The organism is Mycobacterium sp. IS-1556 (assembly GCF_001499985.1).
In the GTDB taxonomy this organism is placed as follows: Bacteria; Actinomycetota; Actinomycetes; order Mycobacteriales; family Mycobacteriaceae; genus Mycobacterium.
Map to the genome: position 1 here is coordinate 267,970 of NZ_LQIM01000012.1, position 25,014 is coordinate 292,983.

Consider the following 25,014-nt stretch of genomic DNA (forward strand, 5'->3'; position numbering starts at 1 on the left):
TAAGGCATGGTCCCGAGTCTAGGGAGGCGCGCGGTGAGTGCCGAAGGCTGTGGCGGAGTGGTCCCGGCTGGGTTCGAACCAGCGACCTTCCGCGTGTGAGGCGGACGCTCTCCCACTGAGCTACGAGACCGGAGAGTCGACCGAATGGCCGAACGACGTCGAAGACTAGCACGGTAAGGCGTCACGACCCGAATCCGCCCGAGGTTTCAGCAGCGTCCACGGCTGCGGATTCCGACACGTGCCGCGCGGCCGGCTCGGCCCGCGGTTTCTGCGTCTCCTGCGAGTGCTACCAGCTGGTTTGAAATGCAAACGGGCGGAGACGCACCGGCAAACGCGGAGATTTGTGCAGCTACACTTTGGTGGACTATCGTCGTGCTTCGCGACGGGCGACGATGTCGTTCGTGGCGCGCGGATGTAGCGCAGTTGGTAGCGCATCACCTTGCCAAGGTGAGGGTCGCGGGTTCGAATCCCGTCATCCGCTCGAAGGTGCAGTGGCATCAACCCCAGCGGTGGAGTGGCCGAGTGGTGAGGCAACGGCCTGCAAAGCCGTGCACACGGGTTCGATTCCCGTCTCCACCTCAACGATGATCTGGCGCGATTAGCTCAGCGGGAGAGCGCTTCCCTGACACGGAAGAGGTCACTGGTTCAATCCCAGTATCGCGCACCAGTACCGCCGCACTTCAACGACTGGTTCTGAGGCCCCAACCTGCCGGCGTACGATTCCCAGGCCTGGGACTTGTGTCCCAGATAACATGTTAGCTAGAGTGCCTTTCAGGCCGGGGGGCTAATTTCACCAAGATCGTTATTCATGTGGGGGAACACATGCTTCGAGTCGTGGTTTGTGCTGTCGCCTTGGCCGTAGCTGGCTCAGGGTTCGCGCCAGCGATAGGCTCCGCTCCCTACGATTCCGGCCTGGACCGCGACCGCGACGGAATCGCGACCGAACCGAACACGTGAGGTTCGCAGCTTCTGCAGCGTGGCGCGTCTGCGCTGCAACCTCCGGCCTGATGGCAGCCGTTCCCCTGGCACCGTCGGCGGCCGCTGAACCGGTCGCCGCCACGGCGACGGTCCTCGAGGTGGTCGATGGCGACACCATCGACATTCGCGATGACAACCGCGGTCACTTGCGCGTGCGGGTCCTCGGCATCGACACCCCCGAGACAAAGAAGCCTGGCTCTCCCGTCGAGTGTTGGGGACCCGAGGCGACTGAGTTCGCCACGTCGAACCTCCTCGGGAGCAGAGTTGCGGTCGTCATCGACCCGACACAAGATCGAACCGACCGCTACGGCCGCACCCTCGCGTACCTTGTGCGAGCCGACGGCTGGAACTACTCGGTCGAAACAGCCCGCGCGGGTGCGGCCCGGTCGTACATCTACGGCGGTAACCCGGTCAGCCTCTACGACGAAATAGAAGCCGCTGAGCAAGAAGCCAGAAACGCTCCGCGTGGACTGTGGGGCCCGCCATGCAACGGTGACACGGCATCGACCGCCGCAGATACAGGAGCTCCGCCTCCACCGCAGGCTCTGCCAGCCGCTGACATCCCGCCGCCGTCCTCGAGCGTCTACTACGACGACTGCGACGCAGCGCGCGCAGCCGGCGCCGCACCTCTGCGAGCCGGCGAGCCCGGGTATCGCGCCGGCCTCGACGGCGATCGGGACGGGTCCGCATGCGAAACGTGATGCTGCGGCGAACTTTTCAGATCATTGGAGCCACTACGGTGGCAATGCCCCTTATGTTCAGCCCTACGGCCGTGGCGTTGCCCTTCAGCAACTGCGATCAAGCTGAGGCGGCAGGCGCGGCGCCCGTCTTCGCCGGCCAACCCGGTTACAGTGCGGAACTTGATCGCGACGGAGACGGCGTGGCATGCGAACAAGGCAACGGCTCTGCTAGCCCACTTAGACCGTCCGCCAACACATATACGACTCTCATCGCCTGGGACGGAGCGCCATGCATCGATGTGATCTGGCCGAACAACAACCAGATGATTCGGCAAAATATTTGCCACGAACCCGGAGAAGTGAAGCTGATTTTCCACACAGCTGCCCCAGGTCAGTTGATCGGCGCCGATCCGATCATCGGCGCGGCGAATGGCGTCGCCTGCTCGGTCATGCGCGACTCCGACAAGGCGATCCTGATCCGAAGCGACGCTGATGCGGGTGACGGCAGAGACGTTAACTGCACCATCGCCGCTTCCTGAGGGGGCGGGCGCGGTCGACACGTCGGATGATCAACAACGCCCGCGACTGGTAATGCTGCGCACCGCGGTCCCGTTGCAGTCCGCATTTTGAAGCGACATTGCCGTCCATGCCATTGCTGAATTGCAGACGCTGACTGTTTGCCCGGTGGATACTGCAACCTATGGTCAATGACGCTCAAGACGATTCCGTTCAGTACCCGAACGATCCCGAGAACTGCACCCACTCGCGCGTCAGCGTCAAGGGGTCGGGCGCAATGCAGGACGCCCAAATCGACGCTGGCACATCGAATTGGGGGACGTGCCAGGACTGCGGAAAGCGGGTCCCCAATCCGGCGCCAGGAGTAGGCGGGTCGACCGGCGCCGCGGACGATAAACCCTGAGCGGGTGACCGCAGCCGGCTATCTATAGGCGTCACCCCTGCCAAACAAATCAGTTGCGGAAGTCTGGCGTCAGTCAGGCCTCTACGCCGTAGCCACCGCGAAGATCCTTGTGCGCGGCTTTGAGAATGGTCTTGCACAGCTCCACCAGCGCCTCGACGTCGATATCCGCCTCATCGCCCAGTCGCTTGAGCCACTCTCCTTCTTCATCTTTCAGCTCGGTCCACTTGCGCTCCGCGAAGATCGCCTGTTCATCGGTTGGTGGGACGTCGCCCGCCGTCTGGACCAGTCGTCTCTTGCACGCATCCAGCTGCGCCAGCGAGTAGCCGTGCTCACGGAACTGGCGGTCCCATTCGTCAAGCACCACTTCGGTGAGGTCGCGAACCGGTTCGGCGGCATACATCATCAACTCGGCGATTCCGTCGTCGAGACCCAGCCGAACACGGAATTCATAGAGCTGCCTGATGGCTTCCGCCCGCCTCTGGCTGAGGCTTTGTTCGGTCGCTTCGGATCCGGCGAGTTGTTCTGCCCCGCGCTTGAGGTGGAGGGTCGCTGAAATGAGGCGCTTCAATGCGGCCTTCTTGTCTTCCCCCGCCCGCTTCTCGTAGTCCAAGACCAGTGCGTGGTCTCGTTCTTCTTTCTTGGTCTTCGCGTCGATGCGTTTCGTCCAAATCGCTACGGCCGCAGTGGATACGACGGATGCGAAAGGCACCAAGGTGGTCGAGACCATAGTTGCCAAACTCATCGGGTCGCAACTCCTCGCTAGGCAGACACGACTCCCCCGTATTCGCACGCTGTCGTCATTTGCCCGTGATTCAGTCTGCATGACTGCGCCCAAGCGCATGCAGTTTTGACGCTTCCGCCAATAGCTACTTCACACCGGAACTTTCCGAATGCAAGAGTCCTAGGAGCTGTCTGTCGTCACACCATGGCAGCGATGATCGCCAGCAGCGCGAGCACGACGACGATGAGCCCGACCATGACGAAAAACGCGCCCGTGGCCGTCAACTGCTGCACGCGGCTTGCCTCGTCGTTGAGCATGTCTTTGATCGACGTCTTCATCCGGGCAAAGAGGTCTTTCCACGAGATGCTCGTCAGGCCGCGCCCGGTGGCTGCCGGCTCGCGGCCGGGTTCATCGGGGACTTCGCCGACGCCGTTGCCGTAAAGCACCAGGCCGAACACGATCATGACAGCCGCCAGGACCAGCAGCACCACCGCGATTGCAATCAATTGCCGCTCTATCCGTCGAGTCGAAAGTCGTTACTGCGCTGATCGTCTCATTCGCATCGAGCAAGTTCAATGACATCCCTATCAGCCTCGCATAGAACTTCCGAAGCGACATTTCCCCCGATCGGTGGAGTCGATGTCCTCCGGAAGAACGGCCGATCAGACGACGCGTCCAAGCCCGAAACGTCAATACCTTCATGCCCGTATCCGCCATCCCCAAACACAGAAAAAGATTTCCGATGACCACCACCAATCTGATGGACGATCACTACACCGTCATCAGCCGCGCCGGCGGAGTCCGAACCTCCCGTGTCGTTATCGCGGGCAGCTGCGCCGACGCTGCAGAGACGCATCGTGAGCACTACCCGGGCGGCCACATCCTGCGCGTCTTTCACGATCGGCGTACATGACCTCAGTGCCTGGGACTACCGGCGGGCTCAGGTCCGTCGGTGCCCGCGTGTCGGGAAAACGCTCGGCGGTCGGCTCCCACCTACTACGCTTTGCTGCAGACCGACCGGTCATGACGACCCAAAGGGTGGGACATGATTCGCCAACTATTCGCCGCCGCTGCGATCGCCTGCGCCGCCGTCTGCGCGGCCCCGTTCGCCTCCGCTGACGACAGGGACTACCCCGACACGCCCGGTCGCTACGCCAGCGATGTACCGGGCATGAACTACGACGCGCACCTCACCGCCCCGTGCACCAACATGGAGCGCTTCACGTTCGGCCGCGGTCCCGGCGGCGAAGTCTTGCAGTGCCGCTGGATCGAAAACCAGTGGCCGCCGGTCTACACCGGCTTCTGGGTCACCGCCTACGAGCTGTACGGCGTGCAGGAAGTCGGATCGCCCTGCCCCAAGCCACAAGCCGCCGCCCAGGCGCCCGACGGGCGGCCGATGCTGTGCCTCGGAGCGCGAGGCTGGCAGCCCGGCTTCTTCACCCGCGAAGGCTTCTTCCCGAGATAAGCCCTTCAGGTGCGTAGCGTCTCGCTCGGCGCGGTCCCGAAGGTCCGCTTGTAGACGCTGCTGAATCGGCCGGCGTGACTGAATCCCCACCGGCCCGCGATCGCCATCACGGTGTCCCTGCGCGGGTCCGCAGTTTGCAGTTCACGGTGCGCGCGATCGAGGCGCACCCGCCGGAGATACTCCAACGGAGTCATGCCGAGGTGTCGCCGAAACGCGTACTGTACCGAACGCGGCGTCACGTTGACGGCGGCGGCAATATCGCTGAGTGTTATTTCCCTGTGCGCGTTCTCGTTGATGAACGTGATCGCGCGACGCAAGACGGCAGACTGTACGCGGGCCGGGTCAATGTGGTTGCGCATAGCAACTTCCGGATACCCCGGCCGCATCGGCCAAAACGACTCCCCCTAAGTTCTGCCACCTTGGCATGATTTGCCAATGGCCGACCGAATCGAAGTACAACGCACCATCGACGCACCCGCGTCCGACATATTCGCCGTGCTGACCGACCCTCAGGGGCACGTCGCAATCGATGCGACCGGAATGCTGCAGGACGCCGAGGGCGATCGGGTCCGCGCAGCCGGCGACACCTTCGTCGTACACATGGACCGCGAAGCGCTCAACGACTTTCCGATGAGCAAATACGACGTCACCGTGTCGATCCGCGACTTCGAGCAGGACGCCCTGATCTCGTGGACCATTCTCGGCCGAATCCGCCCGCAGATCGGTCACGTCTACGGCTATCGCCTGCAACCCGCCGCCGACGGCACGCTGGTGACGTCGTTCTACGACTGGTCCGACATCGACCAGCACTGGCGGGACGCGGGCATCTTCCCCGTCGTCTCCGAAAGTGCGTTGCGGGCGACGCTGGGCATCCTCGACCGCACCGTCAAGCGCGGGTATCCGCGATCGTCAACCAGCGGTTGACGCAGGCACTGTCGTCAACTTAAGGTTGACGCATGACGGAGAACGCGAAGATCACCAACCCGGTACGGCTCGACGACCTCATCGTCGTCATCAAAAATGTGCACTCCGAGCCGCTCGACCAGCTCACCGACGCGGTGTTGGCCGCCGAAGCCCTCGGCGAGATCGCCGATCACCTAATCGGCCACTTCGTCGACCAGGCCCGCCGGTCCGGGGCGTCGTGGACGGAGATCGGCAAATGCATGGGCGTCACCAAGCAGGCCGCCCAGAAGCGCTTCGTTCCCAAGACGCCGACCGATGCCGACGTGCTCGACCCGAACGCCGGGTTCAGCCGGTTCACGCCCCGCGCTCGCAACGTCGTCGTGGAGGCGCAGAACCTGGCCCATGCTGCCGGCAACCCAGAGATCGGCTCCGATCACCTGCTCTTGGCGTTGTTCAAGGACCCCAACGGCCTGGCCGCCAAGTTGCTGGCCGCACAGGGCGTCGACGTCGATGCGGTGACGAAGGTGGTGTCGCTGCCGGAGCGGACCGCAGATGAGCTTCCCACGCTCATCCCGTTCAACGCCGCCGCGAAGAAGGCGCTCGAGCTGACGTTCCGTCAGGCACTTCGGTTGGGGCACAACTACATCGGGACCGAGCACATCCTGCTCGCGCTGTGGGAAGCCGAGGACGACGACGGTCCCCTGCACCGCGTCGGCGTCGACAAGGACCGCTTCGAAAGCGAACTCGTCGCCGCGCTGGAAGCCTTCACCAAGGACTGATCTCACACCTGGCGACGCCGCGACGTCTTCATGATGTGAGAGTGCGACCGTTCGAAGAGGTGGTGGCCCAGCACGGACCGACCGTGCTGCGGGTCTGCCGCGCGGTCGTCGGCCCCGTCGACGCCGAGGACGCCTGGTCCGAGACGTTCCTGTCCGCATTGCGCGCCTACCCTCAGTTGCCCGCGGACGCGAACGTCGAGGCTTGGCTCGTCACCATCGCCCACCGCCGCGCCCTCGACGTCGGCCGTGCCCGCACGCGCCGGCCGACGCCCACCGACCCGATGCCGGATCTGGCGTCACCGCGCGCGGATCCAGCGGCCCGCGACCACGACCTCTGGGATGCCCTGGCACGCCTGCCCGCCAAGCAGCGACAGGCCGTCGCCTACCACCACATCGCCGGCCTGCCGTTCGCCGAGATCGCCGACCTGCTCGGCAACACCCCCGACGCCGCACGCCGCGCTTCCGCCGACGGCATCAAGACCCTGCGCAAAATCTACCGTGAGGACCAAATATCATGACTGCCAACGTGTTTGACGCTCTACACCCCGATCAGGAGACGCTCGACCGGCTGCACCGACGACTGGAACGCGCCGCCGATGACGACGGCATGCTCGACATCGCCTACCGCACGATCGAAAGTCCCGTCGGTCCTCTGCTACTGGCCGCCACCACCGCCGGGTTGGTACGCGTCGCCTTCGACATCGAGGGCCACGACAGCGCACTTAACCGGCTGGCGGAGGTCGTCAGCCCCCGCATCCTGCACGCGCCGGCCCGACTGGACCTCGTCGCACGCCAACTCGACGAGTACTTCGCCAAACGCCGCACGGTGTTCGAGGTGCCGGTCGACCTGCGACTCACCGGGGGCTTCCGGCGCAGCGTGATCGAGCACCTGCGCGACATCGGCTACGGCCGGCGCGAAAGCTACGCGACCGTTGCCGCCGCCGTCGGGAATCCGCGCGCCGTGCGCGCCGTCGGGACCGCATGCGCGCACAACCCGCTGCCGGTGGTGATCCCGTGCCACCGCGTCGTGCGGTCGGACGGATCGACCGGGCAGTACGTCGGTGGTCCGGCGGCCAAGTCGGCACTGCTGGATCTCGAAGCCGCCTGAGCGTGCCTGACGCGGAAGCAGCTGTAACACGTTTCAGTGTGTGCGATCATGCGGGGATGCGTCGCTGGTTCGTGCTCCTCGTCGCCGTCATGGCGACTGTCGCCGGGATAGTCGCTGCGCCTGCGTCGGCGGTCACCGCTCCGATCGGCAGGCTCGGCGACACGTTGCAGGTCAAGTTCAAGGGCCTGGTCGCCGACATCACCGTGCACAGCGTGGACCCGTCCCCTGTCCCGCCCGGCTTCGGCTATCCCCCGCGGCCGCCGCGCCACCAGGTGTGGCGCGCCTGGGTATCCGTGCATTCGATCCAGGTGCCGACGCCGTATGCGCAGTCGATCACCTACAGCTTCCGCGGCGTCACGGCGACCGGCGACAGCTACGAGCCGCGCAACACCGACGCTCCCGACGCCCTGCAGCCCGCGCTCAGCAATGCGCCCGCGGGGTCGACGGTCAGCGGTGCGGTGTTCTGGGACTGCTACCGCGACCTGGTGTCCAACGTGGTGCTGCTCGACCGGGTCACCGGCGAGCACCTGGCTCAATGGAACGTGTAGTCGCCGTTGGACATTGACGTCGCGACGGCCGTCGATTCCGACTTGGCCGAAGTCGCCGACGTCGCGGCCCGCACCTTCCCGCTCGCCTGTCCGGCGGGGGCGACACCGGACAACATCGCGGCGTTCATCGACGAAAACCTGTCCGAGGCGCGCTTCCGCGACTACCTCGCCGACCCCGACCGGGCGGTGCTCGTCGCTCGTGCTTCCGATGGGGCAATCACCGGTTACGCGCTGCTGATTCGCGGCGTGCCCGACGACCCCGATGTGCAGCGCGCCGTCGAACTGCGACCGGCCGTCGAGGTGTCGAAGGTCTATGTGCTGCCCGAACGCCACGGCGCCGGCGTGGCGGCTGCGCTGATGTCCGCGGCGCTGTGGGAGGCGGAGGGTCTCGGCGCCAAGGTGGTCTGGCTCGGCGTCAACCAGGAGAACCACCGTGCGCAGCGGTTCTACGCCAAGCACGGGTTCGCGGTCGCCGGCACGAAGACCTTTCGGTTGGGCGGCGGCATCGAGAACGACTACGTGATGGTGCGGGCCATCTGAGCGCGAGCAGACGCTAAGCGCCCGAAAAACTGGCGTTTTCCGGGCATTTCACGTCTGCTCGCCGAGGGAAGTGCCCTCCCTCGACAGCGCGAGCAAGCGCGAGATCGCGCGCAGGTACTTCTTGCGGAAACCGCCCGCCAGCATGTCCTCGCTGAAGAGGGTGTCGAGCTTGGCGCCCGACGCCACCACCGGTATCCCGGCGTCGTACAGCCGGTCGGTCAGCGACACCAGACGCAGCGCGACATTCTGGTCGTCGACCGTGTGCACGCCGGTGATGAAGACCGCGCTGACACCCTCGATCAGCGTCAGATAGCGCGACGGGTGCATGGTGGCCAGATGCGCGCACAGCGCATCGAAGTCGTCGAGCGTCGCGCCGGTTGACTGCGCCGCAAGCTCGCTGACCTCGGCGTCGCTCAGCGGCTCCGGCGCGGGCGGTAGATCGCGGTGCCGGTAGTCCGGCCCGTCGATGCGCACCGTCTCGAAAATCGCTGCCAGAGTGTTGATCTCGCGCAGGAAGTCCTGTGCGGCGAAGCGGCCCTCGCCCAGCTGCTCGGGCAGGGTGTTCGACGTCGCGGCCACCGACACCCCGCGTTCGACGAGTTGTGAGAGCAGCCGCGAGATCAGCGTCGTGTTGCCCGGATCGTCGAGTTCGAACTCGTCGATGCACACCACGACGTAGTCGGCCAGCAGGTCGATGCACTCGACGAACCCGAAAACGCTTGCCAGCTGTGTCAACTCGCCGAAGGTGGCGAACGCCTTCGGCCCCGGCAGCCGGTAATACGACGACGCCAGCAGGTGCGTCTTTCCGACGCCGAAGCCGCCGTCGAGATACAGCCCGACACCGGGCAGCACCTGACGCCGGCCGAACAACTTCTTCTTGCCCGCCCGTCGCTGCGCCGCCTGATTGCAGAACCGCACGCATGACTGCACCGCCGCGGCCTGCGACGGCTCGGCGGGGTCTGGGAGGTAGGTGTCGAAGCTGACGTCGGAGAACGTGGGCGGCGGGACCAGTTGAGCGATCAACCGGTCCGGTGTGACGTCCGGGTGGCGGTCGACCAGATGTTGCACCGCACCGGACCCGTCCATGCAGGCACCCTATCGACGTGCTGCAATCGTGTTCATGCCCGATACCGCCGCTGCGGCGCAGTTCACCGTGCTGGGGACCGATGGCGCCCCGATCGACAGCGCCGACCGGCGGCTCGCCGACTTCTACGCCTATCCCGCCGACCTGCAGACCTGCTGGGTGCGCGGCAACATGATCGCCAGCATCGACGGCGGCGCGACCGCCGGCGGCAAGACCGCTGGGCTCGGCGGGCCGGGCGACCGCAGCGTCTTCGAGCTGATGCGCTATGCCGCCGACGTGATCCTCGTCGGCGCCTCCACCGTGCGCACGGAGAACTACTCCGGCACCCAGGTGCCCCTCGCGCAGCGCCGCAACCGGCAGGCCCGCGGCCAGGCCGAGGTGCCGCCGATCGCCGTCGTCACCCGATCCGGGAACCTCGACCCCGGCGCCCGGTTTTTCACCCGCACCGAGGTGCCGCCGCTGATCCTGACGTGCACCACCTCCTATGCCGAAACCCACAGCCGCCTCGGCGCGGTCGCCGAGGTGATCAACGCCTCCGGTTCGCGCCCTGACGCAGTCGACGGTTTCACCGCGCTGCGGGCACTGGCCGAGCGCAATTTGTTCCGGGTGCTCACCGAGGGTGGGCCGCTGTTCCTGAGCGAGCTGATCGAGGACGATCTGCTCGACGAGCTGTGCCTGACCGTGGCGCCGTTGCTGGTAGGCGGCAGGGCGCCGCGGATCGCGACGGGATCCGGCGAGGTGCTGACGCGCATGCGGCCGGCGCATGTGCTGACCGACGACGACGGCTACCTGTACACCCGCTACGTCCGGCTCGGGTGAGCCGCGGCTGAACCGCGCATCAGTACTGTGGTCGGCATGAATCGGCGTGGTCAGCTGGTCCGGCTCCTGAGCCTGGCATCCGTCGCGGCGGTCGTCGCGGCGTGCTCGCCGGGCCTTGCCGCCAATCCCCGCTTCGCCACCGACTCCGGCGCGGGCCCGCAAGGCGAGCCGACGTCGACCCAGCAGGAGCAGGGCCCACCGGCCGTCGAGGCGCCGAAGAACGAGCTGGCGTGGCGGGACTGCACGGCTCGAGTGTTCAGCGACGCGGCGGTGCCTGCCGTTCCTGGGGTGACCCTGGACTGCGCGACGTACGACGCCGACCTCGACCCGATCAACGGCGTGTCGGGCTCGGTCAGCATAGGTGTGGTCCGCGCCCGCAGTCCGCAAACCCCAGCCGACGCCGGCCCGCTGGTCATGACGACCGGGTCGGACCTGCCGTCGTCGACGCAGCTGCCGGTGTGGTTGTCGCGCGCCGGCGCCGACATGCTCAAGACCCGCCCGATCGTGGCCGTCGACCGGCGTGGCATGGGCATGTCCAGCGCACTGGACTGCCGCGACCTGTTCGACCGCCAGGAGATGCTCGACCAGGCGCAGTTCCAGGCCGGCGACGACCCGGTCGAGAACCTGGGCGCGATCGTGCAGACCGCGACGACAAGCTGCACCGACACCATCGCCCCGGGTGACTCGGCCTACGACAACTCGCACGCCGCGGAGGACATCGAGCGCCTGCGCAGCACCTGGGACGTGCCCGCGCTCGCGTTGCTGGGTATCGGGAACGGAGCGCAGGTGGCGTTGGCGTACGCCGGATCGCACCCCAACAAGGTCGCGCGCCTGGTGCTCGACTCACCGTTGCCGCTCGGGATCGCCGCCGAAGCCGCGATGGAGCAGCGCGTCAAAGGCGAACAGGCCGCGCTGGACGCGTGGGCCGCGCAGTGCGCAGCGACGAACTGCCCGCTGGCGCCCAACCCGAAGGCCGCGGTCGATGAACTGCTCTCGGCGGCGCGTCAAGGTCGTGGGCCCAACGGCGCCGCGGTCGCGACCGTCGCGAACGCGATCTCGACAGCCCTGGGCTACCCGCGTGGAGACCGGATCGCGGCGGGCAACGCCTTGGCCGCGGCGGTGGCCGCCGCACGGTCTGGGGACACGAACCCGTTCACCAACCTGATCGCCCAGGCCGAAACCCTGCGCAACAGCGACGGTCAGTTCGTCAACGGCTGCAGCGACTCGCTGAACCGGCCGACCCCGAACCGGGTGCGGGAACTGGTCGTGGCGTGGGACAAGCTGTACCCGCAGTTCGGCGCCGTCGGTGCGCTGAACCTGGTCGACTGCCTGCACTGGCCCAGCGGGACCACGCCGCAGGAACCGAAGAACCTCGACATCCCCGTCCTGCTGCTCGGCACCCAGAACGACCCGATCGTCGGCAACGAGGGGGTCGCCGCGGTGGCGGCCACCGTGATCAACGCCGGGTCGGCCAACAAGCGGGTGATGTGGCAGGGCATCGGGCACGGCGCCTCGATCTACTCGCCGTGTGCGCTGCCACCGGTGATCGGCTACCTGGACAGCGGCAAGCTGCCCGAGACCGACACGTTCTGCCCTGCCTGACGCCTGATGTCGACGGCGGTCGGGTACCGTGCGGTCGTGCGCGATCTTGTGGCCAGTTCACTAGCGACGGCCTTCCGGCCCCGCACCTCCCCGCCGAGCGTGGCAGATGTGCTGAAGCTGATCCTGTGGCCGCTGGCGATCCTGTTCATCATTCACCGCAGCTACGTGCTGGCGACCAACGGCTACATCACCGACGACTACGGGCCCGTCTACCGGGCCGTCGTCAATTTCAAGATGGGCTGGGACATCTACAACGAGCACTTCGACCACGTCGACCCGCACTACCTGTACCCGCCGGGCGGCACGCTGCTGATGGCGCCGTTCGGCTATCTGCCCATCGACGCGTCGCGGTACTGGTTCATCTTCTTCAACACGGTGGCGATCGTGCTCGCCGCGTACTTCCTGATCCGGCTGTTCGGCTACACCTACCGCTCGGTGGCGCTGCCCGCGCTGCTGGTGGCGATGTTCAGCACCGAAAGTGTCATCAACACACTGGTTTTCGGCAACATCAACGGCTGCATCCTGCTGTTGGAGGTGCTGTTCTTCCGCTGGCTGCTCGACGGAAACAAGAAACACGAATGGTGGGCCGGTGTCGCCATCGGCCTGACCGTGGTGGTCAAACCCATTCTGCTGCCGCTGATGTTGCTACCGCTGCTGAACCGCCAGTGGCGACCGTTCGTGGGCGCCGTCGCGGTACCGTTGGTGTTCAACGCCGCCGCCTGGCCGTTGATCAGCGATCCGATGAACTGGGTCACCCGCACGCTGCCCTACATCCTGACCACCCGCGACTACTTCAACAGTTCCATCGCGGGCAACGGCATCTACTACGGCCTGCCGATGTGGCTGATCCTGTTGCTGCGCATCGGATTTGCGCTCCTGGCGGCCTATACGCTGTGGTTGCTCTACAAGTACTACCGCACCCGCGATCCGCTGTTCTGGATGCTGACGTCCTCGGGCGTGCTGCTGATCGCGTCGTTCCTGGTGCTGTCGCTCGGCCAGGGTTACTACTCCATGATGTTGTTCCCGTTCCTGATGACGGTCGTGCTGCCGAACTCGGTGCTGCGCAACTGGCCGGCGTGGCTGGCGATCTACGGGTTCATGAGCGCGGACCGCTGGCTGCTCGGGCATTGGCCCACGACGGGCCGGTTCCTCGAGTACATGAAGTTCACCTACGGCTGGGGGCTGATGCTCGTGGTCGTGTTCTCGGTGCTGTACTTCCGCTATCTGGACGCCAAGGCCGAGGGCCGACTCGACGGCGGGATCGATCCGGTGTGGTTGAAGAAGCGTTCGGCGCCTGAACCTTCTGCACCCGCGGAGCCTGTCGCATCGACGGCGCCGGCGAAGCCCACAGCACCACCGATCAGCTGACGCCAGCCCCGAGATTGCACTGAGGGTCGTGATCCGTCGCGTGGCTACAACCCTGGCTGCAATTTCGGGAATGGCGACTAGCGTGGAGGCATGACCACACCGGCTCCCAAACTGCAGCTGACCGATGACGAGTGGCGCCAGAAGCTCAGCCCGGAAGAGTTCCACGTGCTGCGCGAGGCCGGCACCGAGCGCCCCTTCACCGGCGAGTACACCGACACCAAGACCGAGGGTATCTACGAGTGCCGCGCCTGCGGTGCCGAGCTGTTCCGCAGCACCGAGAAGTTCGAATCGCACTGCGGCTGGCCGTCGTTCTTCGATCCCGCCGACTCCGACGCCGTCATCCTGCGGTCCGACGACTCGCTGGGTATGCGCCGCGTCGAGGTGCTCTGCGCGAACTGCCACAGCCACCTCGGCCACGTCTTCGAAGGAGAGGGCTATCCGACGCCGACCGACCAGCGCTACTGCATCAACACGATCTCGCTGCGGCTGGTGCCGAACAGCTGACCGCCGAGCGACGACCTACCCCGGGTAGACGGCGAACTCGGCGCGGTCCTCGGTGTCGGCGACACACTGGAACAGCAGCGGCGCGGTCATCGCGTTACCGGAGTAACAGGTGAAGGGGCCGATCACCTGGTACTTGTCGCCGTTGAGGTCGTACTGGACGGCGTAATCCGATGCGGTGATGCAGTCGATGTCACCGGCGGTGATGTCGATGACCTGACCGAACCGCGGAGCGCACCGCTCGCTGTCCGGTGGCTGCGCGAAGCTGCTGGGCGCTGTCACCAGCGCAGCAATTGACATCGTGGCGGCAACCAGTGCCTTCGTCCTCATCGACCAATGATGAACGAGCGCAACCGCCGGTGTGGCCTTTTACGGCAGGCGTTCGATCAACTGCTCGGCGCTGATCCGCGGGCCGGTGAAGAACGGCGTCTCCTCGCGGGTATGCCGGCGCGCGTCAGTGGCGCGCAGGTCACGCATCAGGTCGACAATCCGATGCAGTTCCGGCGCCTCGAACGCCAGGATCCACTCGTAGTCGCCGAGCGCGAACGCCGGCACCGTGTTCGCCCGGACCTCCTTGTAGCCGCGCGCAGCCATCCCGTGTTCCGACAGCATCCGCCGCCGCTCCTCGTCGGGTAGCAGGTACCACTCGTAGGACCGGACGAACGGGTAGACGCAGATGTAGTTGCCGGGCTCCTCGCCGGCCAGGAACGCCGGGATGTGGCTCTTGTTGAACTCCGCCGGGCGGTGCAGCGCGACGCTGCTCCACACCGGTTGGCTCGCGCGCCCCAATGCCGTGGTGCGACGGAAGTCGGCGTAGGTGGCCTGAAGCGCCTCGACGTTGTCCGCGTGCGTCCACATCATGAAATCCGCGTCGGCGCGCATGCCCGCGATGTCATACAGGCCGCGCACCACCACGCCGCGTTCCTCCTGCTGCTTGAGGAACGTCGCGGTCTCGTCGACGACCGCTGCGCGCTCCTCTCCCAGCTCGCCCGGCCGCACCGAGAACACCGAAAACATCAGGTAGCGGATGGTGGAGTTGAGCGTGTCGTAGTCGAGTTTGGCCATGGCCCTATCGTGCCACGCGCGGAGTGACCAGCGACGCCGCCGCCCTGGTCGCCGCCGTCACACACGCGGGCACGCCGATGCCGTCCAGGAACCCGCCCGCCACCGCGATCGTCGGCGGCAGCCCTGCCCGCAGCTCCGCTACCAGCTGACCGTGGCCGGGCCCGTACTGCGGCATCGCGTCGATCCACCGCTGCACGTGACAGTCGACCGGCTCCGTCCTCACCCCGAACAACGTCGCCAGATCTTGCGCAGACCAGGTAAGCAGCTCCTCGTCGCCGGCGCTGCGGGCCAGGTCATCGCCGAATCGGCCGAAAGACAACCGCACCAACTCGACGTTGCCGCGCGGACCCCACTTGCGCGAGGACAAGGTCACCGCTTTGGACCGCAGGCGTTCACCGCTGGCCACCAGCACCCCGGATTGCCGTGGCAGCGGCGTCCCGCCCGGCAACGCCAAGGCCACCAGCGCCGTGGAGGCCACCGGGATGCGTCGCGCTGCGGCGGCGGCACGCGGGGCCACGTCGGCGATGAGCCGCGCCAGCCGCGGTGCCGGCACGGCCAGCACCAGCGCGCCTGCGTGATGGCGGGCGCCCTCGTCGTCGACCACTTCCCAACCGTGCGGGGCTGGGTGCACGCTCTCGGCGGTGACCTGCCGCCAGCGCACCCCAGCGCGGCGGACGAGCTCCTCGACCAGCACCGCGTAGCCGCCGTCGACCGCGCCGAAGACCGATCCGGACACCGCAGGAGGCAGCGCTTCCCGCACGGCGTCGGTCAAGCTGGGCGCGCCGCGGTCCAGTACGGCGGTCAGTGCCGGAACCGCCGCCCGCACCCCGATCGTCGCCGCGGAACCGGCATAGACCCCGGCCAGCAGCGGCTCCACCGACCGGGTCACCACCTGCTCACCGAACCGGTCGCCGATCAGTTCGGCGACGGACGGATCGGCGCCGGGGCGCCACGACAACGGCCGCTGGCGTTCGGCGTGTATGCGCGCGAGCGTCGCGTCGTCGACCAACCCGGCCAGCGCCGACGCCTGCGCCGGTATCCCCTGCAGCGTGCCTACCGGCAATGGATGCAGGCGGGCCTGGCTGTAGATCAGCGGGCGCGCACCCGTCGTACCGATCTGCCTGTCGGCCAACCCGAGCTCGGCCAGCAACGCGGGGACTTCCGGCCGCCGCGCGACGAACGCCTCGGCGCCCACATCCATCGGCTGGCCGCCGACCCGTTCCGTGCGCAGCACGCCGCCCAACCGGTCCGCGGGATCCAACAGCGTGATCGATGCGTCAGGTCCCGCCGCAACGCGCAGTCGATAGGCGGCGACGAGACCCGAAATGCCGCCGCCGACAACGCAATACGACGGAACCCGGTGGTGCTCCTCGCGTGCGCGGGTCACAACGAATGCACCAGCGCCACCACATCGGTGATCATCCCCGGATCGGTGGCGGGCAGCACGCCGTGGCCCAGGTTGAACACATGGCCGGCCGCTCCGGCGTCGACAGCGCGCCTGCCGTCGTCGACAACGGCACGCGCTGCGCGTTCCGCGACCGGCCAGCCCGCCAGCAACACCACCGGGTCGAGGTTGCCCTGCAACGCCGTCCCGGGCACGACTCGGGCGGCGGCGTCGGACAGCGACGTGCGCCAGTCGACCCCGACGACGGCCGGGGCGCCGTGGCCGGAGGCCGCCTGCGACATCGCGCCCAGCAGTTCGGCGGTACCCACCCCGAAGTGCGTCATCGGCACCCCGGCGCCGGCCAACGTCGCGAACACCCGGGCGCTGTGCGGCAGCACGTAGCTGCGGTAATCGGCCAGCGACAGGGTGCCCGCCCACGAGTCGAACACCTGGATCGCGTCCACGCCGGCGTTCACCTGGACCTGCAGAAACGCGATCGTGATGTCGGTCAGCGCCGTCATCAATGCATGCCAGGTGTCGGGTTCGCCGAACATCATCGCCTTGGTGCGCTCGTGGTTGCGGCTCGGTCCCCCTTCGACCAGGTAGGACGCCAACGTGAACGGCGCCCCGGCGAACCCGATCAACGGCACGTCGCCGAGCTCGGACACCAACATGCTGACGGCCTCGACGACCGGCGCGACCTGCTGCGGCTCGAGCGGCCTGAGGGTGGCGACGTCGCCGGCAGTGCGGATCGGATGCTCGATCACCGGGCCGACGTCGGGCACGATGTCGAGGTCGATACCGGAAGCCCGCAGCGGCACCACGATGTCGGAGAACAGGATGGCGGCGTCGACCCCGTGCCTGCGGACCGGCTGCAGCGTGATCTCGGTGATCAGCCCGGCATCGAAGCAGGCCTGCATCATCGTGTTCTTCGCCCGCAGCGCGCGGTATTCCGGCAACGACCGGCCGGCCTGTCGCATGAACCACACCGGCACACGACTGGGTTTGCGGCCGCTCGCGGCGGCCAGATACGGCGACTCGGGCAGCTCACGGCGGATGTTCATCGCTTTCAATGCTGCCATGCGGACCGCCAACGACCGCCCTCGCCTCGAGGCGGACCGATGCCCGGCCGAATCGGCGCGCCATGCGCACAGACCAGCTCAGATCGGCTAGCGTGGATCGTCGTGACCACCGCCGAACCGGCTCAGTTCCGCGAAGCGGTGGCGGCAATGACTGCCACCACCGTCCGACCGGAGATCGAGCTCGGCCCGATCCGCCCGCCGCAGCGTCTGGCGCCGTTCAGCTATGCGTTGGGCGCCGAGGTCCGACATCCCGAAACGGTGATCGTCCCGGAGCGCTCGGAAGGCGATGCGTTCGGTCGGCTGATTCTGCTGCACGACCCCGAAGGCGCCGAGGCCTGGGACGGCACCATGCGGCTGGTCGCCTACATCCAAGCCGACCTGGACCCCAGCGAGGCGGTCGATCCGCTGCTGCCCGAAGTGGCGTGGAGCTGGCTCGTCGACGCGCTCGAGGAGAGGGCCGAACACGTCACCGCGCTGGGCGGCACCGTCACCGCCACCACCTCGGTGCGCTACGGCGACATCTCCGGCCCCCCGCGCGCTCATCAGCTCGAACTGCGAGCCTCGTGGACGGCGACGACGCTCGAGTTGGGGCCGCACGTCGAGGCGTTCTGCGAGGTGCTCGAGCACGCGGCCGGTCTGCCTCCTCAAGGCGTCACCGACCTGGGCTCGCGCACCCGCGCTTGACGATGACCAAGGCTTCATCGGAGGCATCTGGGGCCGAACACGCCGAGCCGGAAGCCACGCCGCTGCTGAGACCGCACGGCGGGGTGCCCCAACTGTCGAGCAGCGTCAGCGAAATCCGCAGGGCCGCCGACCTTCTGGCGTCCGGCCACGGGCCGTTTGCGGTGGACGCCGAACGCGCATCCGGGTTCCGTTACTCCAACCGCGCCTACCTCGTGCAGATCCGGCGCGACGGCGCGGGCACCGTCTTGATCGACCCGGTGAGCCACGGCGCCGATCCGGTCGAGACCTTGGCGCCGGTGGCCGAGGTGCTGGCCAGCGACGAGTGGGTGCTGCACGCCGCCGACCAGGATCTGCCGTGCCTGGCCGAACTCGGTATCCGGCCGGTCACCGTGTACGACACCGAGTTGGCCGGCCGACTGGCCGGCTTCGAGAAGGTCAACCTCGCCGCGATGGTGCAGCGCCTGCTGGGCCTGCAACTCATGAAGGGGCACGGCGCCGCCGACTGGTCCCGGCGACCGTTGCCCGACGAATGGCTCAACTATGCGGCGCTGGACGTCGAGGTGCTGATCGACCTGCGCGACGCGATCGCCGCGGAACTCGAGAAGCAGGGGAAAACCGACTGGGCGGCACAAGAATTCGACCAGCTGCGAAACTTCGAGGGGGCACCGACGCGGCGTGACCGCTGGCGGCGCACATCGGGCATCCACAAGGTCCGCGACCCGCACGCCCTGGCCGCGGTGCGCGAACTGTGGACCACCCGCGACCATATTGCCCAGCGTCGCGACATCGCGCCCGGCCGCATCCTGCCCGACTCGGCGATCATCAACGCCGCCACCGCCGATCCCGACACCGTCGAGAAGCTGACCGCGCTCCCGGTGTTCGGCGGAAACCGGCAGCGGCGCAGCGCGAAGGTGTGGCTGGACGCGCTCGCGCGGGCGCGCACCACGCAGGACCTGCCGTCGTCGCAGGAGCCCTCGAACGGGCCACCGCCCGCATCCCGGTGGGTCAGGCGCAAACCCGAAGCCGCCGCCCGGTTGGAGGCGGCACGGGCCGCGATATCCGAGGTGTCGCAGCGGGTTTCGGTGCCGCCGGAGAATCTCGTCTCCCCCGACGTCGTGCGCCGGTTGTGCTGGGATTGGGAGCCGCCGCGGGACTCGACCGTCGCCGCGGCGGTCGAGGAGTTTCTCCGCGAGGCGCGGGCCCGCCCGTGGCAACGCGAGTTGACCGTGCCGGTGCTGGCCGACGCTTTGGAGCGCACGCCAAGCCCCGGCGAGCCGAGTTAGCCGGTCACCTTATCGACGTGGGCGAAGAAGTGGCGCACCACTTCTGCGGGCGCCTCGAGTTGCGGCCAGTGACCGATGTCGTCGGCAAGCATCACGACGTCGGCATCGGGAATCACCTCGGCGTAGCGACGGGCCATGTGGGCGCCGGAGTTCGGGTCGACCGGGCCGTCGATCAGGCGCATCGGCACCGCGGTTTCCCGCATCGCGCGCACCCAGCGGTTGCGATGCGTGTAGCGGTCGCCGAGGAAACGTCCGACCTTGTGCAGCACCCGTTTCCCGTCGTTGTACTCGAGGATCTGGTGGAAGCGGTCCATCAGCTCACGTGACGGTTTGGTGTTCGGGCCGAACATCTCGTTGATCGTGGACTCGAGCAGGCGCCGCGACAGCGGGCTGCCCTGCAGCGGGCTCATCAACCCGCCCAACGGTGTTGCCGACATCAGCTTCTGCATGGTGCGCGGCGTGTACGCCTCGTTGAACAGCCCACCGTTGAGCCAGGTGATCGACTGGTACTGCACCGACCCGTAAGCCTGTTCGCGAAATTCGCTGCGGGCCAGCAGTTCCTGACCGACCGAATCGCCGAGGTCGTGGACCAGCACGTGGCAGCTCTCGACGCGCAGATGGTCGAGCAGCGCCTCGTGCATGTCGGCGTGATCGGCCACCGAGTACCGGTAGGCAGCCGGTTTCGCCGAGAACCCCAAGCCGATCATGTCCGGCGCGATGACGGTGAAGCGCTCTGTGAGCGTCGGCCAGATCAGCGACCAGTCCCACGAGTTGAACGGATAGCCGTGGATGGTCAGCAGCGTCGGCGCCTCGCCGAGCGGCGGACCGTCGACCCGGTAGAAGATGTCGAAGCCGAGGTAGTCGAAGTATCGGCCCGCGGCCTTCCAGCTCTTCAGCTCCGCATCCATCACCGCAGCCTAGTCAGCGGAACTGCTGCGCCAAGAACGGCGTGGAATCCGGCAGCGAAGCCAACACGGTGCCGCTGTGGTCCTCGTCGGGGTAAACCTTCAACGTGACGTCTTGACCGTTGGCGGTGAGCCGGTCGTTGAACCGCAACGTCAGGCTCGGCGGCACGTCGCGATCGAGCAGTCCGACGCCGAGAAATATCGGCCGGTCATACCCGTCCGCGGGGATTCCCATGAACGCGTCGACGGCCTCGACAGCGCCCGGAATCGACGCCAGGGGTTCATCGAAGAAGCCGGGCACCGTCATGTCGGCCAACGCCGCGGACAGCTCAGCGACACACACGGTTTCGGCCTGATCGGCGGCGGCGCGGCCGGCCGGGGTGAGGATGCGGTTGATGTCGAGGTCGGGGCGAGCCTCCCGCAGCGCGGCCACGATGTAGGCGGTGTAGGCGTTGGCGACCGGACCGAGTTCCGGGGGGACAGCCATGTTCGGGCCTGCCTGCTTGACGATGCTCTCGACATCGGCGGGGGTTCCGGTGGCGACAACTGCGCGATAGTCGAGACCCGAACCGGCACTGAACTCCGTGGCCCATCGGGCGGTGGCGACGGCTGCTCCACCGCCCTGCGACTGACCCACCACAGCCCATTTGGGTGACAGCGGCAGACCCATCTGGTGTGCCGCGATCATCGAATCCACCACGCCTCGGGCCGTGGTGACGCTGTTGAGGTAGCTCATCAATCCCGGGGTGCCCAGTCCCGCGTAGTCGCTGCCGACGACCGCGTAGCCCTGGTTCAGCCAATGCGTCAGGTACTCGTTGTCGCGTTCACTGCGCGGCTGTGCCGACGGCGTGCAGGCGTCACCGAGCCCGACAGTCCCGTGCGCCCAGGCGATGACGGGCCAGCCGCCCTGTGGCGGAGGGTTTTTCGGAGTGAAGACGACTGCCGTGCTCACCGCGGGGCGGTCGTGCTGGTCGATGGTGGCGTACAGGATGCGATAGGCCTCACCGGCTCCGGCCACCGAGAGAGCAGGGTCGAGCGGGACCGTCTCGATCAAACCGCCCGGCGCCGGGATCGGACCGTCGTAGGCGCGCGCATCGAGACCCGACCACTGCGGCGCCGCAGCCGATGCCGTGCCGGTTGTCCCCACCAGTGCGACCGCACACACCAGCGCGACAATCAGAACACGAACTACCCCAGCGAATTTCATTTCTACAGCCTAGACGCCTGCCCCCTACCGAGCTGACCAGACGCTAATTGCCCCAATACGGCGGCGTTTCGGGGCATTCTGCGTCTGCTCGCGCTGTCAACGACTAGTCGAACCGCTCGCTGACTTCGGGCTCGGTGGCCGCCGCGCCCTGCGCGGCGACCCACCCGGTGATCTGGCGGGCCACGGTGCGATCGGTCAAGCCGACCTCCGCGAGCACCTCGCTGCGGGACGCCTGCGCGAAGAACTCCTGCGGAAGGCCCACGTCGCGGCACGGCACGTCGATCTCCGCGCGACGCAGCGCCGCCGAGACCGCCGACCCGACACCGCCGTTGACGCCGTTGTCCTCGAGCGTCACGACGAGTTTGTGCTCGCGCGCCAGCCCGGCGATCGCCTCCGGCACGGGCAGCACCCACCGCGGGTCGACGACCGTCACGCCGATGCCCTGGTTGCGCAGCAGTTCGGCGATGGCTAACGCCATTGACGCGAACGGGCCGACCGCCACCAACAGCACGTCGTCGGCGAGACCGTCGGCGGGCACGGCCAGCACGTCGACGCCGCCGCGCCGTTCGACAGCCGAAATGTCTTCGCCGACATCGCCTTTCGGGAACCGGATGGCGGTCGGACCGTCATTGATGTCGAGGGCCTCGCCGAGTTCCTCACGTAGCCGGGTGCCGTCACGCGGTGCGGCCACCCGTATACCGGGCACGATGCCCAGCATCGACAGGTCCCACATGCCGTTGTGGCTGGCGCCGTCGGGGCCGGTGATCCCGGAGCGGTCCAACACCATCGTCACGGGCAACTTGTGCAGCGCCACGTCCATCATGACCTGGTCGAACGCGCGGTTCAGGAACGTCGAGTAGATCGCGACCACCGGATGCAGCCCACCCATCGCCAGCCCCGCCGCCGACGTCATCGCATGCTGCTCGGCGATGCCGACGTCGAAGAACCGGTCCGGGAAGCGCTGCCGGAACGCGCTGAGCCCCGTCGGGCCGGACATCGCCGCGGTGATCGCCACGACGTCGCGACGACGGGCGGCATAGCCGACGAGCGCCTCGGAAAACGTCGACGTCCAGCCGGGGCCGGGCACCGACGTCGCCAACCCGGTCTCGGGATCGATGACGCCGCACGAGTGCATCTGGTCGGCTTCGTCGTTCTCCGCGGGCGCGTAGCCCATGCCCTTACGGGTGACGACGTGCACTATGACGGGCCTGCTGAAGCCCCGCGCCCGGCGCAGCGCGATCTCCACCGCATGCTCGTCGTGGCCGTCGATCGGGCCGACGTACTTCAGCCCGAGGTCGGTGAACATCACCTGCGGCGACAACGCGTCCTTGATGCCGGCCTTGATGGAGTGCATGCTCTGATAGCACAGCTCACCGATGATCGGGACGCCGCGCACCGCCTTGCGGCCCTCTTCGAGCACCCGTTCGTAGCCCGGTTGCAGCCGCAGGCCGGCCAGGTGCTCGGCGAGACCGCCGATCGTCGGCGCGTAGCTGCGGCCGTTGTCGTTGACGACGATCACGACCGGCCGTCGCGCGGCGGCGATGTTGTTCAGCGCCTCCCAGCACATGCCGCCGGTCAGGGCGCCGTCGCCGACGACGGCGACCACGTGCCGGTTGCGGTGCCCCGACAACTCGAACGCCTTGGCCAGCCCGTCGGCGTACGACAGCGCCGAACTGGCGTGGCTGGACTCCACCCAGTCGTGCTCGCTCTCCTCGCGCGACGGGTAGCCCGACAGGCCGCCCTTCTTGCGCAGCGTGTCGAACTCGTGGCTGCGTCCGGTCAGCATCTTGTGCACGTACGACTGGTGTCCGGTGTCGAAGACGATCGGGTCGTGCGGCGAATCGAACACCCGGTGCAGCGCGAGCGTGAGCTCGACGACGCCGAGGTTCGGGCCGAGATGTCCGCCGGTCGCAGCAACCTTGTGGATCAGAAACTCGCGGATCTCACGTGCCAGATCGCTTAGTTGCGACTGCGTCAGGTGCTGCAGATCGGCGGGACCGCGGATCTGTTCAAGCATTCGTTCAGTTTACGCACGCCTGTGGTGGTCAGTCGTGTCGAGCTTCATAGATGTCGGGCACACCGTCGCGGTCAGTGTCGGCGGTCTCCAGCCGCCAGATGGCCCGGTAGCGGCGGTTGCGCAGCCGTAACAGCACCGCCGCCAGCAGCGCCGCGCACACCGATCCGGTCAGCACGCCGATCTTCACGAATTCGTCACGTTCCGACCCGATGCCGTAGGCGAGGTCCCCGATGAGCAACGACACGGTGAACCCGATTCCGGCCAGCATTGCGATGCCGAGCACGTCGATCCACCGGAGCGCCTCGTCGAGGTTGGCGCGCGTGACCGCGGCCAGCACTCTGGTGGTCAGGTAGATGCCCACGGGTTTGCCCACTACCAGCCCGAGCACGATGCCGAGCGTGATGGGATCGCCGAGCGCCCGGGTGAAGCCCTCGACACCGCCGATGCCCACACCGGCGGCGAAGAAGGCGAACACCGGCACCGCGACACCCGCCGACAGCGGGCGCAGGCGGTGTTCGAAAAGTTCGGCAAGGCCCGGTCCGGCCTCCGGCCCGCCCGCCGCAGCGGAGCGGATCACCGGCACCGTGAAGCCGAGCAGCACACCGGCCACCGTGGCGTGGATGCCCGATTCGTGCATCAACGCCCATGTCGCGACCCCGAGCGGTACCAACAGCCACCACGACCGGACCCGGCGTTGCACGCAAACCGCGAAAATAGCCAGCGGCGCGAACGCGGCCAACAGTGCCGCCCCGTTGATGCCTTCTGTATAGAAGACCGCAATCACCAACACCGCGAGCAGATCGTCGACGACCGCGAGAGTCAACAAGAACGTGCGCAGGGCCGAGGGCAGGTGGGTTGAGACGACCGCCAGCACCGCGACCGCGAACGCGATGTCGGTTGCGGTCGGGATGGCCCAACCTCGGGTGGCGCCGTCGCCGACGTGCGCCGTCGCCGCGACGAAGATCAGGGCGGGTACCACCATTCCGCCGACGGCGGCGGCGATCGGCAGTGCCGCGCGGGCGGGGTCGCGTAGATCGCCGGCCACGAACTCCCGCTTGAGTTCGAGACCGACCACGAAGAAGAACACCGCCAGCAATCCGTCGGCCGCCCACGTGCCCAGAGCGAGGTCCAAGTGCAGGCCGAACGGCTCTGCGCCCACTTTCAGATCTCGCAGCGCGAAATAGCTCTCGGACCAGGGGGTGTTGGCCCAGACGAGGGCCACAGCCGCCGCCAGGAGCAGGATCGCGCCGCCGACCGTTTCCTTGCGCAGAATCGCGGCGATGCGGTTCGTCTCGGACCACGACCCCCGCGAGAACAACGTCCGACGTGCGAACCGACGGGGTTGATTGGCGGTCAAGGCAAGTCCCGATCT

Annotated in this window: 27 protein-coding genes, 4 tRNA genes and 1 pseudogene; 19 read left to right on the forward strand and 13 right to left on the reverse strand. The window is 67.3% G+C overall.

The features are described 5' to 3' along the window. Positions 1–58 precede the first annotated feature (58 nt). Positions 59–130, reverse strand: a tRNA-Val gene (locus AU187_RS10605). Between the two features lie 278 nt (positions 131–408). Here AU187_RS10605 and AU187_RS10610 point away from each other — a divergent pair. From AU187_RS10610 to AU187_RS25930, 5 genes and pseudogenes are all read left to right on the forward strand, one after another. Continuing rightward, a tRNA-Gly gene (locus tag AU187_RS10610) sits at positions 409–481 on the forward strand. Positions 482–508: 27 nt separating this feature from the next. Next, a tRNA-Cys gene (locus tag AU187_RS10615) sits at positions 509–579 on the forward strand. A gap of 13 nt (positions 580–592) precedes the next feature. Further along, a tRNA-Val gene (locus AU187_RS10620) sits at positions 593–667 on the forward strand. A gap of 340 nt (positions 668–1,007) precedes the next feature. Then, the gene (locus AU187_RS26210) at positions 1,008–1,679 is read left to right on the forward strand and encodes a thermonuclease family protein (RefSeq protein WP_156425521.1); all 672 of its coding nucleotides are present in this window, start codon (positions 1,008–1,010) and stop codon (positions 1,677–1,679) included. Between the two features lie 89 nt (positions 1,680–1,768). Next, positions 1,769–1,870 (forward strand): annotated as a pseudogene (locus AU187_RS25930) (excalibur calcium-binding domain-containing protein); the annotation flags it as partial. Between the two features lie 780 nt (positions 1,871–2,650). On the opposite strand, the gene AU187_RS10635 reads toward AU187_RS25930, so the two are convergent. Both AU187_RS10635 and AU187_RS10640 read right to left on the reverse strand, forming a co-directional pair. Continuing rightward, positions 2,651–3,319 (reverse strand): hypothetical protein, encoded by a 669-nt coding sequence (locus tag AU187_RS10635; protein WP_059099875.1) that lies wholly within the window; start codon positions 3,317–3,319, stop codon positions 2,651–2,653. Between the two features lie 176 nt (positions 3,320–3,495). After that, a complete protein-coding gene (locus AU187_RS10640) occupies positions 3,496–3,786 on the reverse strand; it encodes a hypothetical protein (protein WP_231740328.1) in 291 nt (96 codons plus the stop codon). Between the two features lie 254 nt (positions 3,787–4,040). On the opposite strand from AU187_RS10640, the gene AU187_RS25420 reads away from it, so the two are divergent. Further along, positions 4,041–4,211: a hypothetical protein gene (locus AU187_RS25420; protein WP_156425522.1), complete on the forward strand. Its 171-nt coding sequence runs from the start codon at positions 4,041–4,043 to the stop codon at positions 4,209–4,211. 132 nt (positions 4,212–4,343) lie between these two features. After that, on the forward strand, positions 4,344–4,763 hold the full coding sequence (locus AU187_RS10645; protein ID WP_059099873.1) for a hypothetical protein: 420 nt from the start codon (positions 4,344–4,346) through the stop codon (positions 4,761–4,763). Positions 4,764–4,768: 5 nt separating this feature from the next. On the opposite strand, the gene AU187_RS10650 is transcribed toward AU187_RS10645, so the two are convergent. Continuing rightward, on the reverse strand, positions 4,769–5,122 hold the full coding sequence (locus tag AU187_RS10650; RefSeq protein WP_059099872.1) for a helix-turn-helix transcriptional regulator: 354 nt from the start codon (positions 5,120–5,122) through the stop codon (positions 4,769–4,771). Between the two features lie 76 nt (positions 5,123–5,198). On the opposite strand from AU187_RS10650, the gene AU187_RS10655 reads away from it, so the two are divergent. From AU187_RS10655 to AU187_RS10680, 6 genes are read left to right on the forward strand one after another with little or no spacing between them, the layout of a single operon-like run. Further along, on the forward strand, positions 5,199–5,687 hold the full coding sequence (locus AU187_RS10655; RefSeq protein WP_059099871.1) for an SRPBCC family protein: 489 nt from the start codon (positions 5,199–5,201) through the stop codon (positions 5,685–5,687). A gap of 32 nt (positions 5,688–5,719) precedes the next feature. Continuing rightward, positions 5,720–6,445, forward strand: coding sequence for a Clp protease N-terminal domain-containing protein (locus tag AU187_RS10660; protein WP_059099870.1), 726 nt, complete (start codon positions 5,720–5,722; stop codon positions 6,443–6,445). Positions 6,446–6,480: 35 nt separating this feature from the next. After that, positions 6,481–6,963, forward strand: a complete 483-nt coding sequence (locus AU187_RS10665) for an RNA polymerase sigma factor (RefSeq protein ID WP_231740327.1) — start codon at positions 6,481–6,483, stop codon at positions 6,961–6,963. Further along, positions 6,960–7,553 (forward strand): methylated-DNA--[protein]-cysteine S-methyltransferase, encoded by a 594-nt coding sequence (locus tag AU187_RS10670; RefSeq protein ID WP_059099868.1) that lies wholly within the window; start codon positions 6,960–6,962, stop codon positions 7,551–7,553. Before AU187_RS10665 ends, AU187_RS10670 begins: the two co-directional genes overlap by 4 nt. Positions 7,554–7,609: 56 nt before the next feature. Further along, complete coding sequence (locus AU187_RS10675) at positions 7,610–8,101, forward strand: hypothetical protein (protein ID WP_059099867.1); 492 nt, start codon at positions 7,610–7,612, stop codon at positions 8,099–8,101. A 6-nt stretch (positions 8,102–8,107) separates the two neighbouring features. Beyond that, on the forward strand, positions 8,108–8,641 hold the full coding sequence (locus tag AU187_RS10680; protein ID WP_059099866.1) for a GNAT family N-acetyltransferase: 534 nt from the start codon (positions 8,108–8,110) through the stop codon (positions 8,639–8,641). Between the two features lie 48 nt (positions 8,642–8,689). Here AU187_RS10680 and zapE read toward each other — a convergent pair whose 3' ends face one another. Beyond that, the gene (gene zapE, locus AU187_RS10685; protein WP_059099865.1) at positions 8,690–9,727 is read right to left on the reverse strand and encodes a cell division protein ZapE; all 1,038 of its coding nucleotides are present in this window, start codon (positions 9,725–9,727) and stop codon (positions 8,690–8,692) included. A 34-nt stretch (positions 9,728–9,761) separates the two neighbouring features. Here zapE and AU187_RS10690 point away from each other — a divergent pair, with 34 nt between their 5' ends. From AU187_RS10690 to msrB, 4 genes are all read left to right on the forward strand, one after another. After that, complete coding sequence (locus AU187_RS10690) at positions 9,762–10,544, forward strand: pyrimidine reductase family protein (RefSeq protein WP_059100144.1); 783 nt, start codon at positions 9,762–9,764, stop codon at positions 10,542–10,544. A gap of 36 nt (positions 10,545–10,580) precedes the next feature. Next, complete coding sequence (locus AU187_RS10695) at positions 10,581–12,146, forward strand: alpha/beta hydrolase (RefSeq protein ID WP_059166682.1); 1,566 nt, start codon at positions 10,581–10,583, stop codon at positions 12,144–12,146. A gap of 6 nt (positions 12,147–12,152) precedes the next feature. Further along, positions 12,153–13,514 (forward strand): arabinofuranan 3-O-arabinosyltransferase, encoded by a 1,362-nt coding sequence (aftC, locus tag AU187_RS10700; RefSeq protein ID WP_156425523.1) that lies wholly within the window; start codon positions 12,153–12,155, stop codon positions 13,512–13,514. 90 nt (positions 13,515–13,604) lie between these two features. Beyond that, on the forward strand, positions 13,605–14,018 hold the full coding sequence (gene msrB / locus AU187_RS10705) for a peptide-methionine (R)-S-oxide reductase MsrB (RefSeq protein WP_059099863.1): 414 nt from the start codon (positions 13,605–13,607) through the stop codon (positions 14,016–14,018). Positions 14,019–14,033: 15 nt separating this feature from the next. On the opposite strand, the gene AU187_RS10710 is transcribed toward msrB, so the two are convergent. The 4 genes from AU187_RS10710 to hemE are packed head-to-tail and all read right to left on the reverse strand — an operon-like array spanning position 14,034 to position 17,528. Next, the gene (locus AU187_RS10710) at positions 14,034–14,345 is read right to left on the reverse strand and encodes a hypothetical protein (protein ID WP_156425524.1); all 312 of its coding nucleotides are present in this window, start codon (positions 14,343–14,345) and stop codon (positions 14,034–14,036) included. 39 nt (positions 14,346–14,384) lie between these two features. After that, a complete protein-coding gene (gene hemQ / locus AU187_RS10715; protein ID WP_059099861.1) occupies positions 14,385–15,080 on the reverse strand; it encodes a hydrogen peroxide-dependent heme synthase in 696 nt (231 codons plus the stop codon). A 4-nt stretch (positions 15,081–15,084) separates the two neighbouring features. Beyond that, positions 15,085–16,467, reverse strand: coding sequence for a protoporphyrinogen oxidase (locus AU187_RS10720; RefSeq protein WP_059099860.1), 1,383 nt, complete (start codon positions 16,465–16,467; stop codon positions 15,085–15,087). Beyond that, positions 16,464–17,528, reverse strand: coding sequence for a uroporphyrinogen decarboxylase (gene hemE / locus AU187_RS10725; protein WP_059099859.1), 1,065 nt, complete (start codon positions 17,526–17,528; stop codon positions 16,464–16,466). Before hemE ends, AU187_RS10720 begins: the two co-directional genes overlap by 4 nt. A 165-nt stretch (positions 17,529–17,693) precedes the next feature. Here hemE and AU187_RS10730 point away from each other — a divergent pair, with 165 nt between their 5' ends. Next, positions 17,694–18,230 (forward strand): DUF3000 domain-containing protein, encoded by a 537-nt coding sequence (locus tag AU187_RS10730; protein ID WP_231740335.1) that lies wholly within the window; start codon positions 17,694–17,696, stop codon positions 18,228–18,230. 2 nt (positions 18,231–18,232) lie between these two features. Further along, positions 18,233–19,513 (forward strand): HRDC domain-containing protein, encoded by a 1,281-nt coding sequence (locus AU187_RS10735; RefSeq protein WP_059099857.1) that lies wholly within the window; start codon positions 18,233–18,235, stop codon positions 19,511–19,513. Here the strand turns inward: AU187_RS10735 and AU187_RS10740 are convergent. The 4 genes from AU187_RS10740 to nhaA form a co-directional block, all read right to left on the reverse strand. Beyond that, entirely contained in the window at positions 19,510–20,421 is a 912-nt protein-coding gene (locus tag AU187_RS10740; RefSeq protein ID WP_059099856.1) for an alpha/beta fold hydrolase, read from the reverse strand. The genes AU187_RS10735 and AU187_RS10740 overlap by 4 nt on opposite strands. A 13-nt stretch (positions 20,422–20,434) precedes the next feature. After that, a complete protein-coding gene (locus tag AU187_RS10745; RefSeq protein WP_059099855.1) occupies positions 20,435–21,625 on the reverse strand; it encodes an alpha/beta hydrolase family protein in 1,191 nt (396 codons plus the stop codon). Between the two features lie 103 nt (positions 21,626–21,728). Beyond that, the gene (gene dxs / locus AU187_RS10750) at positions 21,729–23,642 is read right to left on the reverse strand and encodes a 1-deoxy-D-xylulose-5-phosphate synthase (RefSeq protein WP_059099854.1); all 1,914 of its coding nucleotides are present in this window, start codon (positions 23,640–23,642) and stop codon (positions 21,729–21,731) included. A gap of 28 nt (positions 23,643–23,670) precedes the next feature. Next, on the reverse strand, positions 23,671–24,999 hold the full coding sequence (gene nhaA / locus AU187_RS10755; protein ID WP_059099853.1) for a Na+/H+ antiporter NhaA: 1,329 nt from the start codon (positions 24,997–24,999) through the stop codon (positions 23,671–23,673). Positions 25,000–25,014 lie beyond the last annotated feature (15 nt).